Source organism: Thiobacter sp. AK1, from assembly GCF_039822265.1.
GTDB lineage: Bacteria > Pseudomonadota > Gammaproteobacteria > Burkholderiales > Thiobacteraceae > Thiobacter > Thiobacter aerophilum.
The window spans coordinates 31,544-46,801 of sequence record NZ_JBAJEX010000008.1; the positions used below are offsets into that span (position 1 = coordinate 31,544).

The 15,258-nt window shown below is 63.8% G+C and carries 14 protein-coding genes, 1 tRNA gene and 1 pseudogene; 15 read left to right on the forward strand and 1 reads right to left on the reverse strand.

The window, feature by feature from the left end; all coding sequences use genetic code 11:
* Positions 1 to 21: 21 nt before the first annotated feature.
* From V6E02_RS10000 to V6E02_RS10045, 10 genes and pseudogenes are all read left to right on the forward strand, one after another.
* A complete protein-coding gene (locus tag V6E02_RS10000; protein ID WP_347308655.1) occupies positions 22 to 657 on the forward strand; it encodes a YfgM family protein in 636 nt (211 codons plus the stop codon).
* 41 nt (positions 658 to 698) lie between these two features.
* Complete coding sequence (gene bamB, locus V6E02_RS10005; RefSeq protein WP_430626798.1) at positions 699 to 1,832, forward strand: outer membrane protein assembly factor BamB; 1,134 nt, start codon at positions 699 to 701, stop codon at positions 1,830 to 1,832.
* A 16-nt stretch (positions 1,833 to 1,848) separates the two neighbouring features.
* Positions 1,849 to 3,168, forward strand: a pseudogene (gene der, locus V6E02_RS10010) (ribosome biogenesis GTPase Der); the annotation flags it as partial.
* 417 nt (positions 3,169 to 3,585) lie between these two features.
* Positions 3,586 to 3,822 carry an RNA chaperone Hfq gene (hfq, locus tag V6E02_RS10015; RefSeq protein ID WP_347308657.1) on the forward strand — a complete coding sequence of 79 codons (237 nt, stop codon included), beginning with the start codon at positions 3,586 to 3,588 and terminating at the stop codon, positions 3,820 to 3,822.
* Positions 3,806 to 4,954 (forward strand): GTPase HflX, encoded by a 1,149-nt coding sequence (hflX, locus tag V6E02_RS10020; RefSeq protein ID WP_347308658.1) that lies wholly within the window; start codon positions 3,806 to 3,808, stop codon positions 4,952 to 4,954. Before hfq ends, hflX begins: the two co-directional genes overlap by 17 nt.
* A gap of 43 nt (positions 4,955 to 4,997) precedes the next feature.
* A complete protein-coding gene (gene hflK, locus V6E02_RS10025) occupies positions 4,998 to 6,167 on the forward strand; it encodes an FtsH protease activity modulator HflK (protein ID WP_347308659.1) in 1,170 nt (389 codons plus the stop codon).
* Positions 6,167 to 7,045 (forward strand): protease modulator HflC, encoded by an 879-nt coding sequence (gene hflC, locus V6E02_RS10030; protein WP_347308660.1) that lies wholly within the window; start codon positions 6,167 to 6,169, stop codon positions 7,043 to 7,045. Before hflK ends, hflC begins: the two co-directional genes overlap by 1 nt.
* Positions 7,046 to 7,049: 4 nt before the next feature.
* Positions 7,050 to 7,235, forward strand: a complete 186-nt coding sequence (locus V6E02_RS10035) for a DUF2065 domain-containing protein (RefSeq protein ID WP_347308661.1) — start codon at positions 7,050 to 7,052, stop codon at positions 7,233 to 7,235.
* 3 nt (positions 7,236 to 7,238) lie between these two features.
* A complete protein-coding gene (locus V6E02_RS10040; protein WP_347308662.1) occupies positions 7,239 to 8,405 on the forward strand; it encodes an ATP phosphoribosyltransferase regulatory subunit in 1,167 nt (388 codons plus the stop codon).
* A 31-nt stretch (positions 8,406 to 8,436) separates the two neighbouring features.
* The gene (locus tag V6E02_RS10045) at positions 8,437 to 9,729 is read left to right on the forward strand and encodes an adenylosuccinate synthase (RefSeq protein ID WP_347308663.1); all 1,293 of its coding nucleotides are present in this window, start codon (positions 8,437 to 8,439) and stop codon (positions 9,727 to 9,729) included.
* 50 nt (positions 9,730 to 9,779) lie between these two features.
* Here V6E02_RS10045 and V6E02_RS10050 read toward each other — a convergent pair.
* Positions 9,780 to 9,866 (reverse strand) — tRNA-Leu (locus V6E02_RS10050).
* 37 nt (positions 9,867 to 9,903) lie between these two features.
* Between V6E02_RS10050 and rnr the strand changes: the two genes are divergently transcribed.
* The 5 genes from rnr (at position 9,904) to leuD (ending at position 15,221) form a co-directional block, all read left to right on the forward strand.
* The gene (gene rnr, locus V6E02_RS10055; RefSeq protein ID WP_347308664.1) at positions 9,904 to 12,186 is read left to right on the forward strand and encodes a ribonuclease R; all 2,283 of its coding nucleotides are present in this window, start codon (positions 9,904 to 9,906) and stop codon (positions 12,184 to 12,186) included.
* A complete protein-coding gene (rlmB, locus tag V6E02_RS10060; RefSeq protein ID WP_347308665.1) occupies positions 12,183 to 12,923 on the forward strand; it encodes a 23S rRNA (guanosine(2251)-2'-O)-methyltransferase RlmB in 741 nt (246 codons plus the stop codon). Before rnr ends, rlmB begins: the two co-directional genes overlap by 4 nt.
* Positions 12,924 to 12,989: 66 nt before the next feature.
* Entirely contained in the window at positions 12,990 to 14,417 is a 1,428-nt protein-coding gene (gene leuC / locus V6E02_RS10065) for a 3-isopropylmalate dehydratase large subunit (protein WP_347308666.1), read from the forward strand.
* A 19-nt stretch (positions 14,418 to 14,436) separates the two neighbouring features.
* The gene (locus tag V6E02_RS10070; RefSeq protein WP_347308667.1) at positions 14,437 to 14,562 is read left to right on the forward strand and encodes an entericidin A/B family lipoprotein; all 126 of its coding nucleotides are present in this window, start codon (positions 14,437 to 14,439) and stop codon (positions 14,560 to 14,562) included.
* Entirely contained in the window at positions 14,562 to 15,221 is a 660-nt protein-coding gene (gene leuD / locus V6E02_RS10075; protein WP_347308668.1) for a 3-isopropylmalate dehydratase small subunit, read from the forward strand. The genes V6E02_RS10070 and leuD overlap by 1 nt, the downstream gene beginning before the upstream one ends.
* Positions 15,222 to 15,258 lie beyond the last annotated feature (37 nt).

The following is a 15,258-nucleotide window of genomic DNA, read 5'->3' on the forward strand; positions in this document are numbered from 1 at the left end:
AATCGAGAGAAAGAAGACACGATGGCATTGGATTTGCAAGAACAGGAACAACTGGACGCTGTCCAGGCCTGGTGGAAGGCCCATGGCAACAAGGTCGTGGCAGGCGTGCTGGCGTTCGTGCTGGCGGTCGCCGCCTATCGCGGCTGGAGCTGGTACGAGGTACGCCAGCGCAACGAAGCCGCGCGTCTGTACCAGGTGCTGGAACAGGCCTTCACTGGCGGCGACACCAAGAAGGTGCGCGCGCTAGCCGGCGAAATCATGGACAAATATGCGCGCACGCCTTACGCGCTGGATGCCGCGCTTCTCGCCGCCAAGGCCAATTCCCAGGCAGGGGATCGCAAGAGTGCGAAAAGCCAGCTGGAATGGGTGATCGCGCATGCCCGCGATGGCGCCAGCCGCGACCTGGCGCGTCTAAACCTGGCGGCCTTGCTCCTTGACGACAAAGAGTACGATGCCGCCCTCAAAACCCTCGATGCGCCCCATGATGCCGCCTTCGAGCTGCTATTCCAGGAACGGCGCGGCGACGTGTTGGCCGCCCAGGGCAAGCATAAGGAGGCGGCCGCGGCCTACCGCGCAGCGTTGGCGCGTCTGGCCCAGGACAGCCCGGCGCGAGCCATTCTGGAAATCAAGCTGGATAGCCTGGAAAGCCGCGGATGAAGTTTTCTGCCTGTCGCTCCGTGTGCAGGACGGCGCTCGCCGTGGCGGTACTCTTCCTGGCCGCCGGGTGTGCCAGCGTGGGTGAGGTGTGGGACGACTGGTTCGGCACCTCGGCTCGGCGCGAGGTGCCCGCCCCACTCTTGGAATTCACCCCGAGCGTGCGGGTAGCCGTGCGTGCCAAGGCCCAGATCGGGAGCGCGGGCAATGCCGTGTTCGTGCCGGGCTTCACCCAGGACGCCGTGTTCGCTGCTGCCGCCGACGGCCGTCTCGCGCGCTTCGAACTGGCGACCGGGCGTGAGCTATGGCAGGTGAAGCTCAAGCAGCGCCTGTCCGCAGGCGTAGGCGTGGGGCCCAAGCTGGTGGTGGTGGCCGGGCCCAAAGGCGAGGTATTCGCCTACGATCATGACGGCAAGCTGGTGTGGCAGACTCGGGTATCCAGCGAGGTGCTGGCGGTACCAGTGGTGACCCAGGACAGCGTCTATGTGCGCAGCCTGGACGGCCGCATCCATGCCCTAGATGCGGCCACCGGCCAGCGCAGGTGGTTCTACCAGCGCGCCATACCCGCCCTGACCGTGCGCAACACCGCCGGCCTGCTCGTGGACCGCAACGGCGTGTTCGCTGGCTTCGGCGGCGGCAAGCTGGTGGCGCTGGAGGCGGGCACCGGCACAGTGGCCTGGGAGGCAACGGTGGCGCAGCCGCGGGGGGTGAGCGAGCTGGAACGCATCGCCGATGTCACCAGCAATCCGGTTACCGATGGCCAGCTCATTTGCGCCGCGGCCTTCCAAGGACGCGTGGCCTGCTTCGACATCAACACCGGCGCGCCCGTCTGGGGACGGGAGCTATCTAGCTTCACTGGCGTCGCCCTGGATGCGCGCAATCTCTATGTCACCGAGGCGCGTGGCGCGCTGCATGCCTTCGACAAGGGCAGCGGCGCTTCCGTCTGGAAACAAGACAAGCTTGCTTTGCGCCAGCTTTCGGGGCCGGCGCTGTACCGGGGTTACGTGGTGGTGGGCGATCTACAAGGGCAGGTGCATTTCCTGTCGCGGGAAGACGGCGCCTTTGCCGCGCGCATCGCCACCGACGGCAGTCCGATCCGCGCCACGCCCCAGGTGACGCCTCAGGGCGTGCTGGTGCAGACCCTCAAAGGCGGTCTTTACCTGCTCGGCCTCGATTGAGGTCTTCATTGCCTCCATGAAACCCACCATCGTCCTCGTCGGGCGGCCCAACGTGGGCAAGTCCACGCTGTTCAACCGCCTCACCCGTTCCCGTGCGGCGCTCGTCGCGGACCTGCCCGGCCTCACCCGCGACCGCCACTACGGGCATGGCCGCGTGGGCAGCAAGCCCTACCTGGTGGTGGACACAGGTGGCTTCGAGCCAGTGGCGAAAGACGGCATCATGCACGAAATGGCGCGCCAGACCTTGGCTGCGGTGGACGAGGCGGATGCCGTGGTGTTCCTGGTGGACGCGCGCCAGGGTCTCACGGCCCAGGACCAGACCATCGCCGATACCCTGCGCCGCGCCGGCCGACCCGTTTATCTGGCGGTGAACAAGGCGGAGGGCATGGATTCTGCCGTGGTGGCCGCAGAATTCCACGAACTGGGACTGGGCGATCCGCTGCCCATCTCGGCCAGCCACGGTGAAGGCGTGCACGAACTGATGGACATCGTGTTGGAGCCATTTCCAGCGCAAGAGCAGGTCGAGGAAGCCGAACATCCCAAGATCGCCATCATCGGTCGGCCCAACGTGGGCAAGTCGACGCTGCTCAACAGCCTGCTCGGGGAAGAACGCGTGATCGCTTTTGATCAGCCGGGCACCACCCGCGACAGCATCTATGTGGACTTCACACGCAACGACAAGCACTACACCCTGATCGATACCGCTGGTGTGCGCCGCAAGGGTCGTGTGTTCGAGGCCATCGAGAAATTCTCGGTGATCAAGACGCTGCAGGCGATCGAAGATGCCAACGTGGTGGTGCTGGTGCTGGATGCGCGCCAGGACATCTCCGACCAGGATGCCCATCTCGCTGGCTTCGTGCTGGAGGCGGGCAAGGCCATGGTGGTGGCGGTCAACAAGTGGGACGGGTTGGACGACTACCGGCGCGAACAGGTGAAGCGGGCAGTCGCCCATCGCTTCGCCTTTCTGGCCTTCGCGCGGGTGCATTACCTGTCGGCATTGCAGGGCACGGGACTGGCTGCGCTGTTCAAATCCATCGACGAGGCCTATGCCGCGGCCATGGCGAAACTGCCCACTCCTCAGGTCACGCGCGTGCTCAAGGAAGCGGTGCTTGCCCATGCGCCACCACGCGCTGGCCAGTTTAGGCCGAAGCTGCGCTATGCTCACCAGGGCGGCACCAACCCGCCCGTGATCGTCATCCATGGCACCAATGTCCTGGCCATACCCGAGAGCTATCGGCGTTATCTGGAAAACACCTTTCGTGAGGCCTTCGCGCTGCGCGGCACACCGCTCAGGGTGGAATTCAAGCAAGGGCACAATCCTTATGCGGAAAAGAAGCCCGCGCCTCTGACCAAGCGCCAGGAGGCGAAGAAACGCCGCCACCGGCGCTACCTCAAGAAAACATTCGGACGCCAATGAAAGTGTCTACTGCGCGGCGCGGAACGGAACTCAAATGGGTCAATCCCCGTCACACGAGTGCTTGAACCCAGATCATCCATTGGATCGGCGCGTGCCCGATGAACTGCACTGCACATCGAGATCCATGGTTTTGGCATCACACCCGTGCCTGCGCGGGTGGGGGCGGGCCCATCCCGGATGTTGATGGATGATCCGGGTTGAAGCGGGCTGAGCCGGCCCAATTCTTAGGCAAGTCACGGCTTTTGTTCTATTATGTGACCGTCGGGAGGGTTCCCGGGCGCTGCGAGTCCCGGGAGGCCGGATCAGCAAACCAGACATCAAAGCATTGGAGAATCCATGAGCGGCAAAGGGCAATTGTTACAAGACCCGTTTCTGAATACTTTACGCAAAGAGCATATCCCGGTCTCGATCTATCTCGTGAACGGCATCAAGCTGCAGGGCCAGATCGAATCCTTCGACCAATACGTGGTGCTGCTCAAGAACACCGTGACCCAGATGGTTTACAAGCACGCCATTTCCACGGTCGTTCCGACCCGTCCGGTGCACATCTCCCACGATGCCCCCGACGCCTGAAGGACTGGCGTCCGTTTCTGCTGCGCGGCCCCTGCATCGGGCGGTGCTGGTCAGCATCGATTTCGGTGATCCAGACGAGGAAGAAAGCCTCGAGGAATTGCGCCGTCTGACCGAGAGCGCACGGGCCACGCCCCTGGCCCTGGTGACAGGCCGACGCAGCCGGCCGGACGCGGCCCTGTTCGCGGGTAGCGGCAAGGTGGAAGAGATCGCCCACCGCGTGGCGGAGACCGGCGCGGATGTGGTGATCTTCAACCACGAGCTTTCCCCGGGCCAGCAGCGCAATCTGGAGGGGCGCCTTAAGTGCCGGGTCATCGACCGCACCAGTTTGATCCTGGACATCTTCGCCCAGCGCGCCCAATCCCACGAGGGCAAATTGCAGGTGGAACTCGCCCAACTGGAGCATCTCGCCACGCGTCTGGTCCGGGGCTGGACCCACTTGGAGCGCCAAAAAGGTGGTATCGGCCTGCGTGGTCCCGGCGAGACGCAATTGGAAACAGACCGCCGGCTGCTCGCCAAGCGCGTGAAGCTGCTCAAGGAGCGCTTGGCGCGGCTGGGTCGCCAACGCCAGACCCAGCGTCGAGCCCGTGGCCGGCGCGACGTGTTCTCGGTGTCCGTGGTGGGCTATACCAATGCCGGCAAGTCCACTTTGTTCAACCGGCTGACCCATGCCCGCAGCTACGCCGCCGATCAATTGTTTGCCACCTTGGATACCACCTCGCGCCGCCTGTTCCTGCCGGAAGTGGGACCAGTGGTGCTGTCCGACACGGTGGGTTTCATCAAACGCCTGCCCCACACCTTGATCGAGGCCTTTCGTGCCACTCTGGAAGAAGCGGTGCAGGCCGATCTGTTGTTGCATGTAGTGGATGCGGCCTCACCCGTGCGCGATGAGCGCATTGCCCAGGTCAATGCCGTGCTGGCCGAGATCGGCGCACAGGACATCCCGCAAATCCTCGTGTACAACAAGATCGACGCACGTGGCTTGGCGCCAGGCGTCGAGCGGGACGACTGTGGTAACATCTCGCGCGTCTGGGTAAGCGCCCATGCCGGCACTGGCCTGGACGGACTGCGGCTGGCCATCGCCGAGCGAGCTTCGGCGGCCCGCCTCGAGGCGCGGCCCGAAGCCGTGTGCTGAAGCGTCCCTACTGTTCCCACACGCAAGCTTGACTGGAATCCACATGGCCTGGAACGACCCTGACTGGGGTAGAAAATCGAGCGGTGGCCCACCGGATCTCGACGAACTCTGGCGCAATTTCAACGCCAAGTTGAACCGTATGTTCGGCGGCAAAGGGGGCAATCGCCCGCCTGCCGGCGAGGCAGGGCAGCCAGGCTTTCGGGGCGCGCCCCTGCTCATCGTCCTGATTCTGGCGATCTGGCTGGGTAGCGGTTTTTACATCGTCAATGCGCGGGAACGGGGTGTGGTGCTGCGTTTTGGCAAGTTCGTCGAGCTCACTATGCCGGGGCCGCGCTGGCACATGCCGTATCCCATCGAGACGGTGGAGATCGTCGATGTCGAGGGCAACCGCGTCACCGAGATCGGTTACCGGCAGAGCGTGCAGAACAGACAGCCTCACGAGGCCACCATGCTCACTGGCGACAAGAGCATCGTCAACGTGTTGTTCGCCGTGCAGTATCGGGTGACGGATCCCCAGCAGTTCCTGTTCAACAACCAGATCGGCGACGACCAGGCCTACGTGCGCCAGATCGCGGAAAGTGCCATGCGCGAGGTGGTGGGTAGGACCAAGATCGATTCCGTGTTGTACGAGAGCACGCAGGTGGCCAACAAGGCGGGCGAGCTCATCCAGCAGATGCTTGAGCGCTACCAGTCTGGCATTACCGTGCAGAACGTCACCATCAGCCAGGTGCAGCCGCCCGAGCAGGTGCAGGCGGCGTTTGACGATGCCAACCGCGCCGATCAGGACCGCAAGCGCATGCGTAGCGAAGGCGAGGCCTACGCCAACGATGTGATTCCCAAGGCCAAGGGGACTGCCGCGCGCCTGTTGCAGGAGGCGGAGGGCTATCGTCAGAGTGTGATCGCCAATGCCGAGGGTGACGCGGCGCGCTTCCGGGCTCTGGTGGCGGAATACAACAAGGCGCCTGCCGTGACCCGTGACCGGCTTTATCTCGAGGCGATGCAGCAGATTCTCAGCAACACCACCAAGATCGTGGTGGACCAGAAATCCGGCACGAGCCTCCTCTATCTGCCTCTGGATAAGCTCATGCAACACACCACGCCCGAGGCGGCGTCCATGCCGCAACCCAAACCCGCGGCGACGCCGGATGCGCCGCGCGCGGGTGCGGACGAGGCGCGCATGCGTGATTTGTTGCGCAACCGGGAGGGCCGCTGATGAAACCCAAAGCCGCCACTGTCCTGGTCGCCGCACTGATTCTGCTGGTGATCGCAAGCTTTAGCCTGTTCACCGTGGACCAGCGCCAGAATGCGCTGGTACTGCAGCTAGGCGAGATCGTCTCCATCAAGACCCAGCCCGGCCTGTATCTGAAGGCGCCGCTGGTGCAGAACGTGATCTTTGTGGATCGCCGCGTACGTACCCTGGATACACCGGATTCCGACCTCATCATCACGGCGGAAAAGATCAACATGCTGGTGGATTCCTTCGTCAAGTGGCGTGTGGCCGATGCCCGCCAGTACTACGTGAGTGTGCGCGGTGACGAGAAGAATGCCGAGGCGCGCCTATTGCAGCTGGTACGCGACGGCCTGCGGGCGGAATTCAACAAGCGCACCGTGGATGACGTGGTCTCCGGCCAGCGGGAACAGGTGATGGAGAGTCTGCGTGCCAACGTGGATCGCGAGGCGCGCGCGCTGGGCATCCAAGTGGTGGATGTGCGCCTCAAACGCGTGGACTATTCGGAAAAGGTGGCCGATTCGGTGTATGAGCAAATGCGTCAGGAACGCGTGCGCGTAGCCAACGAGCGCCGTTCCACTGGTGCGGCGGAACGGGAAAAGATCCAGGCGGATGCCGACAAGCAGCGCCAGATCATCATCTCCGAGGCCTATCGCGATGCCCAGCGCATCAAGGGTGAAGGCGATGCCAAGGCTGCTGCCATCTATGCTCAGGCCTATTCCCTCAATCCGGAGTTCTACGCCTTCTACCGCAGCCTGGATGCCTACAAAGAGAGCTTCAAGAACCGCAGCGACATCCTGGTGCTGGATCCCAATTCCGAATTCTTCAAGTACTTCAAGAACCCCGGTCGGGGTGGCAAGTAAGGCCATGGGAGTGAGCCTGCTGATGGCCGTGGGGCTGATGCTGGTGCTGGAAGGCGTGCTGCCCTTCGCCGCTCCGGCCCTTTGGCGCGATGCTTTTCGCCGTCTCACCGCCTTGAGCGACGGCCAGTTGCGCTTCATGGGCCTGATGTCCATGCTGATCGGGCTGGCGCTTACCTGGCTGGCCGCCTGAACCATGCACAGCTGGCTGCTTCCGGAGAACATCGAGGATATCCTGCCGCCCCAGGCATGGCGCTTGGAGCAGGCACGGCGCACCGCCCTCGATCTGTTCGCAAGCCACGGCTATCAGCTCATTCAGCCGCCGTTGATCCAATTTCTGGAATCGCTGCTCACTGGCACCGGGCGCGACATGCGTCTCATCACCTTTAGTCTGGTGGATCAACTGAGTGGCCGTCCCCTGGGCGTGCGCGCCGACATCACGCCCCAGGCCGCGCGCATCGACGCCCACTTGCTCAACCGCCAAGGTGCCACACGTCTGTGCTACGCCGGCAGCGTGCTGCACACGCGGCCGGCATCCGCGGACGAAAGCCGCGAGCCGTTCCAGGTGGGGGCGGAGCTGTTTGGCCACGCCGGACTGGAGGCGGATCTGGAGATCCAACGGCTCATGCTCGAGCTGCTGGCGCGGCTTGGGCTATCGGGTGTGCTACTGGCGCTGGGGCACGTGGGCATCTTCCGGGCACTGGCGCGCCGCGCCCAACTCGACGAAGAGCGCGAGGCGGATCTGTTCCAGGCACTGCAGATGAAGGACGTGCCCACCTTGCGGGAGCTGACGGTGGGCCTGCCTCAGGAGATTCGTACGGCCCTGGAGGTGCTGCCGAATCTTTACGGCCCACGCGCCATCCTCGAAGAGGCGGTACGGCGGCTGCCGCCCTATCCGGAAATCGGCGCGGCCCTGGACGCCCTGCAGACCCTAGCGGACGCGCTGCAGGAGCAGGGCACCGAGCTCCATTTCGATCTCGCGGAACTGCGTGGTTACCACTATCACAGCGGTGTGGTGTTCGCCGCCTACGTGCGGCAATGCCCGCGCGCGGTGGCCCAGGGTGGGCGCTACGATGGAGCCGGCAAGGTGTTCGGCCGGGCGCGTAGCGCCACCGGCTTTTCCATGGATCTGCGGGGCCTCTTGCCGTTGTTGCCCGCGACACAGCCGCGGGGCGCCATCCTCGCGCCTTGGGGGGGGGATACCGCACTCAAGGCGCGCATCGAGGAATTGCGAGCGGCAGGCGAAGTGGTGGTGGTGGAGCTGCCGGGGCAGGAAGCCTTTCGTGCCGAGTCGGGCTGCGATCGGCAGCTGGTGCCCGGCGAGGGCGGCTGGCAGGTGGTGGCGCTGCGACGCGAAGCATGACATCGACGACACAGGGAGAGGACAGGCGCTCATGACGAGAAACGTAGTGGTGATCGGCACCCAGTGGGGTGACGAAGGCAAGGGCAAGATCGTTGACTGGCTGACCGATCGCGCCCAGGGTGTGGTGCGTTTCCAGGGCGGCCACAATGCCGGCCACACCCTGGTGGTGGGTGGCAAGAAGACCGTGCTGCACCTCATTCCCTCCGGCATTTTGCGCGAGAACGTGCGCTGCTACATCGGCAATGGCGTGGTGGTCTCGCCGCAGGCACTGATGGAGGAGGTGGACATGCTGGAGCGAGCGGGCATCGACGTCGTGAACCGGCTCACCATTTCGGAGGCCTGTCCCTTGATCCTGCCCCATCACGTGGCGTTGGATCATGCGCGCGAGGCGGCCAAGGGTGCGGCCAAAATCGGCACCACCGGGCGCGGCATCGGTCCTGCCTACGAGGACAAGGTGGCGCGCCGCGCCATCCGCGTGAAGGACCTGTTCCATCGCGACCTATTCGCCGCCAAGCTGGGGGAGGTGCTGGACCTGCACAACTTCATGCTCAAGAACTACTACCAAGCGCCCACCGTGTCGTTCCAGCAGACGCTGGACGAGACCATGGCGCTGGCCGAGCGCATTCGACCGATGGTCGGCGATGTCCCGCGCCTGCTCTACGAGGCCAACAAGGCCGGGCAGAACCTGCTGTTCGAAGGGGCGCAAGGTACCTTGCTCGACATCGACCACGGCACCTATCCTTACGTGACCTCGTCCAATTGCACCGCTGGCGGCGCGGCGACCGGCGCCGGAGTCGGCCCGCACACGCTCCATTACGTGCTGGGCATCACCAAGGCCTACACCACGCGTGTGGGTTCGGGCCCGTTCCCCACGGAACTATTTGACGAGGCGGGTCGCCATCTGGCGGAGCGTGGCCACGAATTCGGCTCCACGACCGGCCGCGCGCGCCGCTGCGGCTGGTTCGATGCTGCCGCCCTCAAGCGCTCCATCCAGATCAACGGCGTCTCGGGCTTGTGCGTTACCAAACTGGACGTGTTGGACGGCATGGAAACCCTGCGCTTGTGCGTGGGCTACCGCCTGCCGGGTGGCACCAGCGACATCCTGCCGGTAGGGGCGGAGACGCTGGCCGAATGCGAACCCATCTACGAGGAAATGCCGGGCTGGAAGGAAAGCACCGTTGGCATTCGTCATTACGCCGACCTGCCGCTGGCGGCGCGTCGTTATCTCGAGCGCATGCAAGAGCTGTGCGAAGTACCAGTGGACATCATCTCCACCGGGCCCGACCGGGAGGAGACCATCGTCCTGCGTCATCCCTACGACTGACGCCGGAAAAGAAAAAAGGGCGGTTGGTGAACCAACCGCCCTTCGTGTTTTGGTGCCCAGGAGAGGACTCGAACCTCCACAGTGTTGCCACCGCTAGGACCTGAACCTAGTGCGTCTACCAATTCCGCCACCTGGGCAAGAGCCGCAATTGTAATGAAAAAGAGACCCATGTCAATGAAGAGGAAACCCGCGAAACTACCGGCCGTGCGCCTGGCCGATCCCTACTACCAGCGGGAGCAGGAAAAATACGGTCATCCCCTTCCCAGCCGCGAATACATCCTGCAAAAGCTCAAGGAGCACGGGGTTCCCATCGGCTTCGAGGAATTCGCGCGCATGATGGGCATCGCGCCCCACGAAATGGAAATTTTCGCGCGCCGCATCGATGCCATGGAGCGCCAGGGCCAGCTCATGCGCAACCGCAAGGGGGCGCTGTGCATGGTGGACAAATTGCACCTGATCAAGGGACGCGTGCAGGGGCATCCCGATGGATTCGGTTTCGTGGTGCCGGAAGCAGGCGGCGAGGATGTCTTCCTCTCGCCACGGGAAATGCAGGGTGTGATGCATGGCGATCTGGTGATGGTGCGCGTCACCGGAATCGATCGCCGGGGTCGTCCCGAGGGGAGCGTGGTCGAGGTGCTGGAACGTGCCAACAAACGCATCGTCGGCCGTCTCATGGCCGAGCGTGGCATCTTGTTCGTGGTGCCCGAGGACAAGCGCATCACTCAGGACATCCTGGTGGAGCCCGCGGCTAAAGGCAAGGCCAAACCGGGGCAGGTGGTGGTGATCGAACTCACGGAACAGCCTTCCCGCCATAGCCAACCCATCGGTCGCATCGTCGAGGTGTTGGGCGATTATGGCGATCCGGGCATGGAAATCGAGATTGCCGTGCGCAAGCACAACCTGCCCTACGAATTTTCCCGGGAGATCGAGCGGCTTTGCAAAAAATTTCCCAAGGGTGTGCGCAAAGAGGATTTCGCCGGTCGCGAGGACATTCGCGAGCTACCTTTGGTGACCATCGACGGCGAGACGGCGCGGGACTTCGATGATGCCGTGTATTGCCAGAAACGTTGGCGTGGCTGGCGCCTGGTGGTGGCCATCGCCGATGTCAGTCATTACGTGCTGCACGGCGATCCACTGGACCGGGAAGCCCTGAATCGCGGCAACTCGGTGTATTTTCCGCGCCGTGTCATTCCCATGCTGCCCGAGGTGCTCTCCAACGGGCTGTGTTCCATCAATCCCCAGGTGGACCGTCTGTGCATGGTGTGCGACATGGAGATTAGCAGCAGCGGCGAGATCAAGAAATACCGCTTCTACCCCGGGGTCATGCACTCCCACGCCCGGCTCACTTACAACCAGGTGTGGGAGATGTTGCAGCAGCCACAAGGCGAGATGGCGCGTAGCCACGCCGCACTGCTGCCCCATCTGCAGAACCTGCACAAGCTCTACCAGGCGCTTGCCAAGGCGCGCGTTAAGCGTGGCGCCATCGATTTCGAGACCATCGAGACCCAGATGATCTTCAACGATCAGGGCAAGATCGAGCGCATCGTGCCGGTGGAGCGTAACGATGCCCATCGTCTGATCGAGGAATGCATGCTGGCGGCCAATGTGTGCGCGTCGGATTTCTTGCAACGTCACAAACACCCCGCGCTCTATCGCATCCATCAGGGGCCGACGCCGGAAAAACTGGAAGCCCTGCGCGAATTCCTGAAAAACTTCGGGCTCACCCTCGGCGGCGGCGATCATCCCCATGCCAAGGACTACGCCAAGCTGTTGGAAAAGATCAAGGGGCGGCCCGACGCGCAGCTGCTGCAGACGGTCATGCTGCGCTCTTTGCAACAAGCGGTATATAGTCCGGACAACGTTGGGCATTTCGGCCTGGCCTACGAGTCCTATACCCATTTCACCTCGCCGATCCGGCGCTACCCCGATTTGCTCATCCATCGCGCCATCAAAGCGGTCCTGGCGGGCAAGGAGTACAAACCGGGCGACTGGCACGAGCTGGGGCTGCATTGTTCCATGACGGAACGCCGCGCCGACGAAGCCACCCGCGACGTGGAGCAGTGGCTCAAGTGCTACTACATGCAGGACAGAATCGGCGAGGAGTTCGAGGGCACCATCAGCGGCGTCACCAGCTTCGGTATTTTCGTGGCGCTGGATGGCGTGTATGTGGAGGGCATGGTCCACGTTTCCGAGCTCGGCAACGACTATTTCACTTTCGATGCTGCCCAGCACCGCCTCATCGGTGAACGCACCCACAAGGTGTACCGGTTGGCCGACCGGTTGCGCGTGCGCGTGGCACGCGTGAGCCTGGAAACCAGCCGTATCGACTTCGTCCCGGTGGAGACCGGCATCGAGCCGCGGGTAGCGGGCAGCGCACGACGGCCGACACGTGGCGAGCGGACTACAGAAGGTTCGCGCGCAGCCGGTGCCAAGCGGCGCACACGGCAACGCGCATGAGCCAGGGCACCTTGATCTGCGGCTTCCACGCGGTGGCGAGCCGCCTGCGCACCCATCCCGCCAGCGTGGAGGCGATTTACCTCGATCAGGCACGGCAGGACAAACGCGCCCAGACGTTGCTGGCCGCTGCGCAGCAGGCCGGGGTCCGGGTAATGCTGGTGGAGCGGGCCCGTCTCGATGGCATGGCGCGCAGCGTGCCCCATCAAGGGGTGGTGGCGCGGGTGGTGCCGGTGCCGCTGCCGGTGCATCTGGACGAAGTGCTGGAAAGCGTGCGGGAGCCTGCGTTGCTGTTGGTGCTGGATGGCGTGCAGGACCCCCACAACCTGGGGGCCTGTCTGCGGGTGGCCGATGCCATGGGTGCCCATGCGGTGGTGGCACCTAAGGATCGTGCCGTTGGCGTCAATGCCACGGTGCGCAAGGTGGCCAGCGGTGCCGCGGAAAGCGTGCCCTTCATCCCGGTCACCAATCTGGCCCGCACCCTGCGCACGCTCAAGGAACAGGGGGTGTGGGTGATTGGCGCGACCGGGGAGGCAGAGCAGGACTTGTTCCATACCCGCCTCGCCGGCCCGCTGGCCTGGGTACTGGGCGCGGAAGGCGAGGGCTTGCGCAGGCTCACCCGCGAATCCTGCGACGAGCTGGTGCGCATTCCCATGTTCGGCGCGGTGGAAAGTCTCAACGTGTCGGTGGCGGCGGGCATCTGCCTGTTCGAAACCCGGCGCCAGCGCCAGGCAGGCTGACGGGTGCTGCTCGGAGGCGCGCGCTCTCCGGTATAATCCACACTTTTCATCGCTTTCGGGTGACGCATGGGTGGCAAGACCCTGTACGACAAGCTGTGGGACGCCCATGTGGTGCATGTCGAGGAGGACGGCACCACGCTGCTCTACATCGACCGCCATCTCCTGCACGAAGTCACCAGCCCACAGGCCTTCGAGGGGCTGCGTATCAATCACCGCAAGCCGTGGCGGGTGGAAGCCAATCTGGCGGTGGCGGATCACAACGTGCCCACCACGGATCGCAGCCAGGGCATTAGCGATCCGGTGTCCGCGCTGCAGGTGGAAACCCTGGACAAGAACTGCGAGTTGTTCGGCATCACCGAATTCAAAATGAGCGACGTGCGCCAGGGAATCGTGCACGTGGTGGGGCCTGAGCAAGGCGCCACCCTACCTGGCATGACCGTGGTGTGCGGCGATTCCCATACCAGCACCCATGGTGCGTTCGCGGCCCTGGCCCATGGGATCGGCACTTCCGAGGTGGAACACGTGCTGGCCACCCAGTGTCTGCTGCAGAAGAAATCCAAGTCCATGCTGGTGAAGGTGGAAGGCCGGCTGGCGCCCTGGGTCAGCGCCAAGGACGTGGTGCTCGCCATCATCGGCAAGATCGGCACGGCCGGCGGCACGGGCTATGCCATCGAGTTCGCCGGCAGCACGATCCGCGAGCTGTCCATGGAAGGGCGCATGACCGTGTGCAACATGGCCATCGAGGCGGGCGCGCGCGCCGGCATGGTGGCGGTGGACGACAAAACCATCGAGTACTTCCGCGGTCGGCCGTTCGCCCCCAAGGGCGCGCTGTGGGACCAGGCCGTGGCCTATTGGCGCACGCTGGTGAGCGATCCGGACGCGCGCTTCGACAAGGTGGTGGAAATCGATGGCAGCACCATCAGACCCCAGGTCACCTGGGGCACCTCGCCGGAGATGGTCACCACCATCGACGGGCAGGTGCCAGATCCGGCGCAGGAAACCGACCCGATCAAGCGCGCCAGCATGGAACGTGCGCTCGCCTACATGGGGCTTGCGCCCGGCACGCCCATCACCGACATCTACATCGACAAGGTGTTCATCGGCTCCTGTACCAATTCCCGGATCGAAGATCTGCGCGCGGCGGCGGCCGTGGTCAAGGGCCGGCGCGTGGCCCGCAACGTCAAGCTGGCCATGGTGGTGCCGGGTTCTGGATTGGTGAAGCGTCAGGCGGAAGCTGAAGGGCTGGACCGCATCTTCATCGAGGCGGGTTTCGAATGGCGTGAGCCCGGTTGCTCCATGTGCCTGGCCATGAATGCCGATCGACTGGAGCCGGGCGAGCGGTGCGCCTCCACTTCCAACCGCAATTTCGAAGGCCGTCAGGGACCGGGTGGTCGCACCCACCTGGCGAGTCCTGCCATGGCTGCGGCGGCCTCGATAGCGGGTCATTTCGTGGACGTGCGCTCATTCATGGAAGCGCCGGGAGCCGTGGCCTGATATCATCGAGGAGTCTGTCATGAAAAAACTGAGCCTGCTTTTCCTGCTCTTGGCGATGATGACCCTCTCCGCCTGCAACACCATCGAAGGCATGGGCAAGGACATCAAGAAGGGCGGCGAGATCATCGAGAAGGCAGCCAAGTAGTGGAACCCTTCGTTCGCCTCAATGGGCTGGTGGCCCCCTTGGACCGAGCCAACGTGGACACCGACGCCATCATTCCCAAGCAGTTCTTGAAATCCATCAAGCGGACCGGCTTCGGGCCCAACCTGTTCGACGAGTGGCGCTACCTGGACCATGGCGAGCCGGGGATGGACAACTCCAAGCGGCCGCTCAATCCGGATTTCGTGCTCAACCAGCCGCGTTACCAGGGTGCCCAGATCTTGCTCGCCCGCGAGAATTTCGGCTGCGGATCCAGCCGCGAGCATGCGCCCTGGGCCCTGCTCGACTACGGTTTCCGCGCCATCATCGCCCCCAGCTTTGCCGACATCTTCTACAACAACTGTTTCAAGAATGGTCTGTTGCCCATCACGCTGGACGCTGCCGTGGTGGACCAGTTGTTTCGTGAGACCGAGGCCCAGGAAGGCTATCGCCTCGACATCGATCTCCTGGCCCAGACCGTGACCACCCCCTCCGGCCAGCGCTTCCGTTTCGAGGTGGACGAGTTCCGCAAGTACTGTTTGCTAAACGGGCTGGACGACATCGGCCTTACGCTGCGCCACGTGGACAAGATCAAGGCCTACGAGGAACGTCGGCGCAGGGAAGCACCGTGGCTGTTCAATCCCTTGGGCCAGCGCCCCGAGTAGGGACAAGGCTCAGGCGGTTGCCTAGCGAAAACCATGT

Bases quoted from the DNA above. Each gene is read 5' to 3' on its own strand.
- V6E02_RS10040 (WP_347308662.1), top strand. From the start codon at position 7,239: ATGCACAGCTGGCTGCTTCCGGAGAACATCGAGGATATCCTGCCGCCC.
- V6E02_RS10000 (WP_347308655.1), top strand. From the start codon at position 22: ATGGCATTGGATTTGCAAGAACAGGAACAACTGGACGCTGTCCAGGCC.
- rnr (WP_347308664.1), top strand. From the start codon at position 9,904: ATGAAGAGGAAACCCGCGAAACTACCGGCCGTGCGCCTGGCCGATCCC.
- hflK (WP_347308659.1), top strand. From the start codon at position 4,998: ATGGCCTGGAACGACCCTGACTGGGGTAGAAAATCGAGCGGTGGCCCA.
- rlmB (WP_347308665.1), top strand. From the start codon at position 12,183: ATGAGCCAGGGCACCTTGATCTGCGGCTTCCACGCGGTGGCGAGCCGC.
- V6E02_RS10045 (WP_347308663.1), top strand. From the start codon at position 8,437: ATGACGAGAAACGTAGTGGTGATCGGCACCCAGTGGGGTGACGAAGGC.
- leuC (WP_347308666.1), top strand. From the start codon at position 12,990: ATGGGTGGCAAGACCCTGTACGACAAGCTGTGGGACGCCCATGTGGTG.
- V6E02_RS10035 (WP_347308661.1), top strand. From the start codon at position 7,050: ATGGGAGTGAGCCTGCTGATGGCCGTGGGGCTGATGCTGGTGCTGGAA.
- hfq (WP_347308657.1), top strand. From the start codon at position 3,586: ATGAGCGGCAAAGGGCAATTGTTACAAGACCCGTTTCTGAATACTTTA.
- hflC (WP_347308660.1), top strand. From the start codon at position 6,167: ATGAAACCCAAAGCCGCCACTGTCCTGGTCGCCGCACTGATTCTGCTG.
- hflX (WP_347308658.1), top strand. From the start codon at position 3,806: ATGCCCCCGACGCCTGAAGGACTGGCGTCCGTTTCTGCTGCGCGGCCC.
- V6E02_RS10070 (WP_347308667.1), top strand. From the start codon at position 14,437: ATGAAAAAACTGAGCCTGCTTTTCCTGCTCTTGGCGATGATGACCCTC.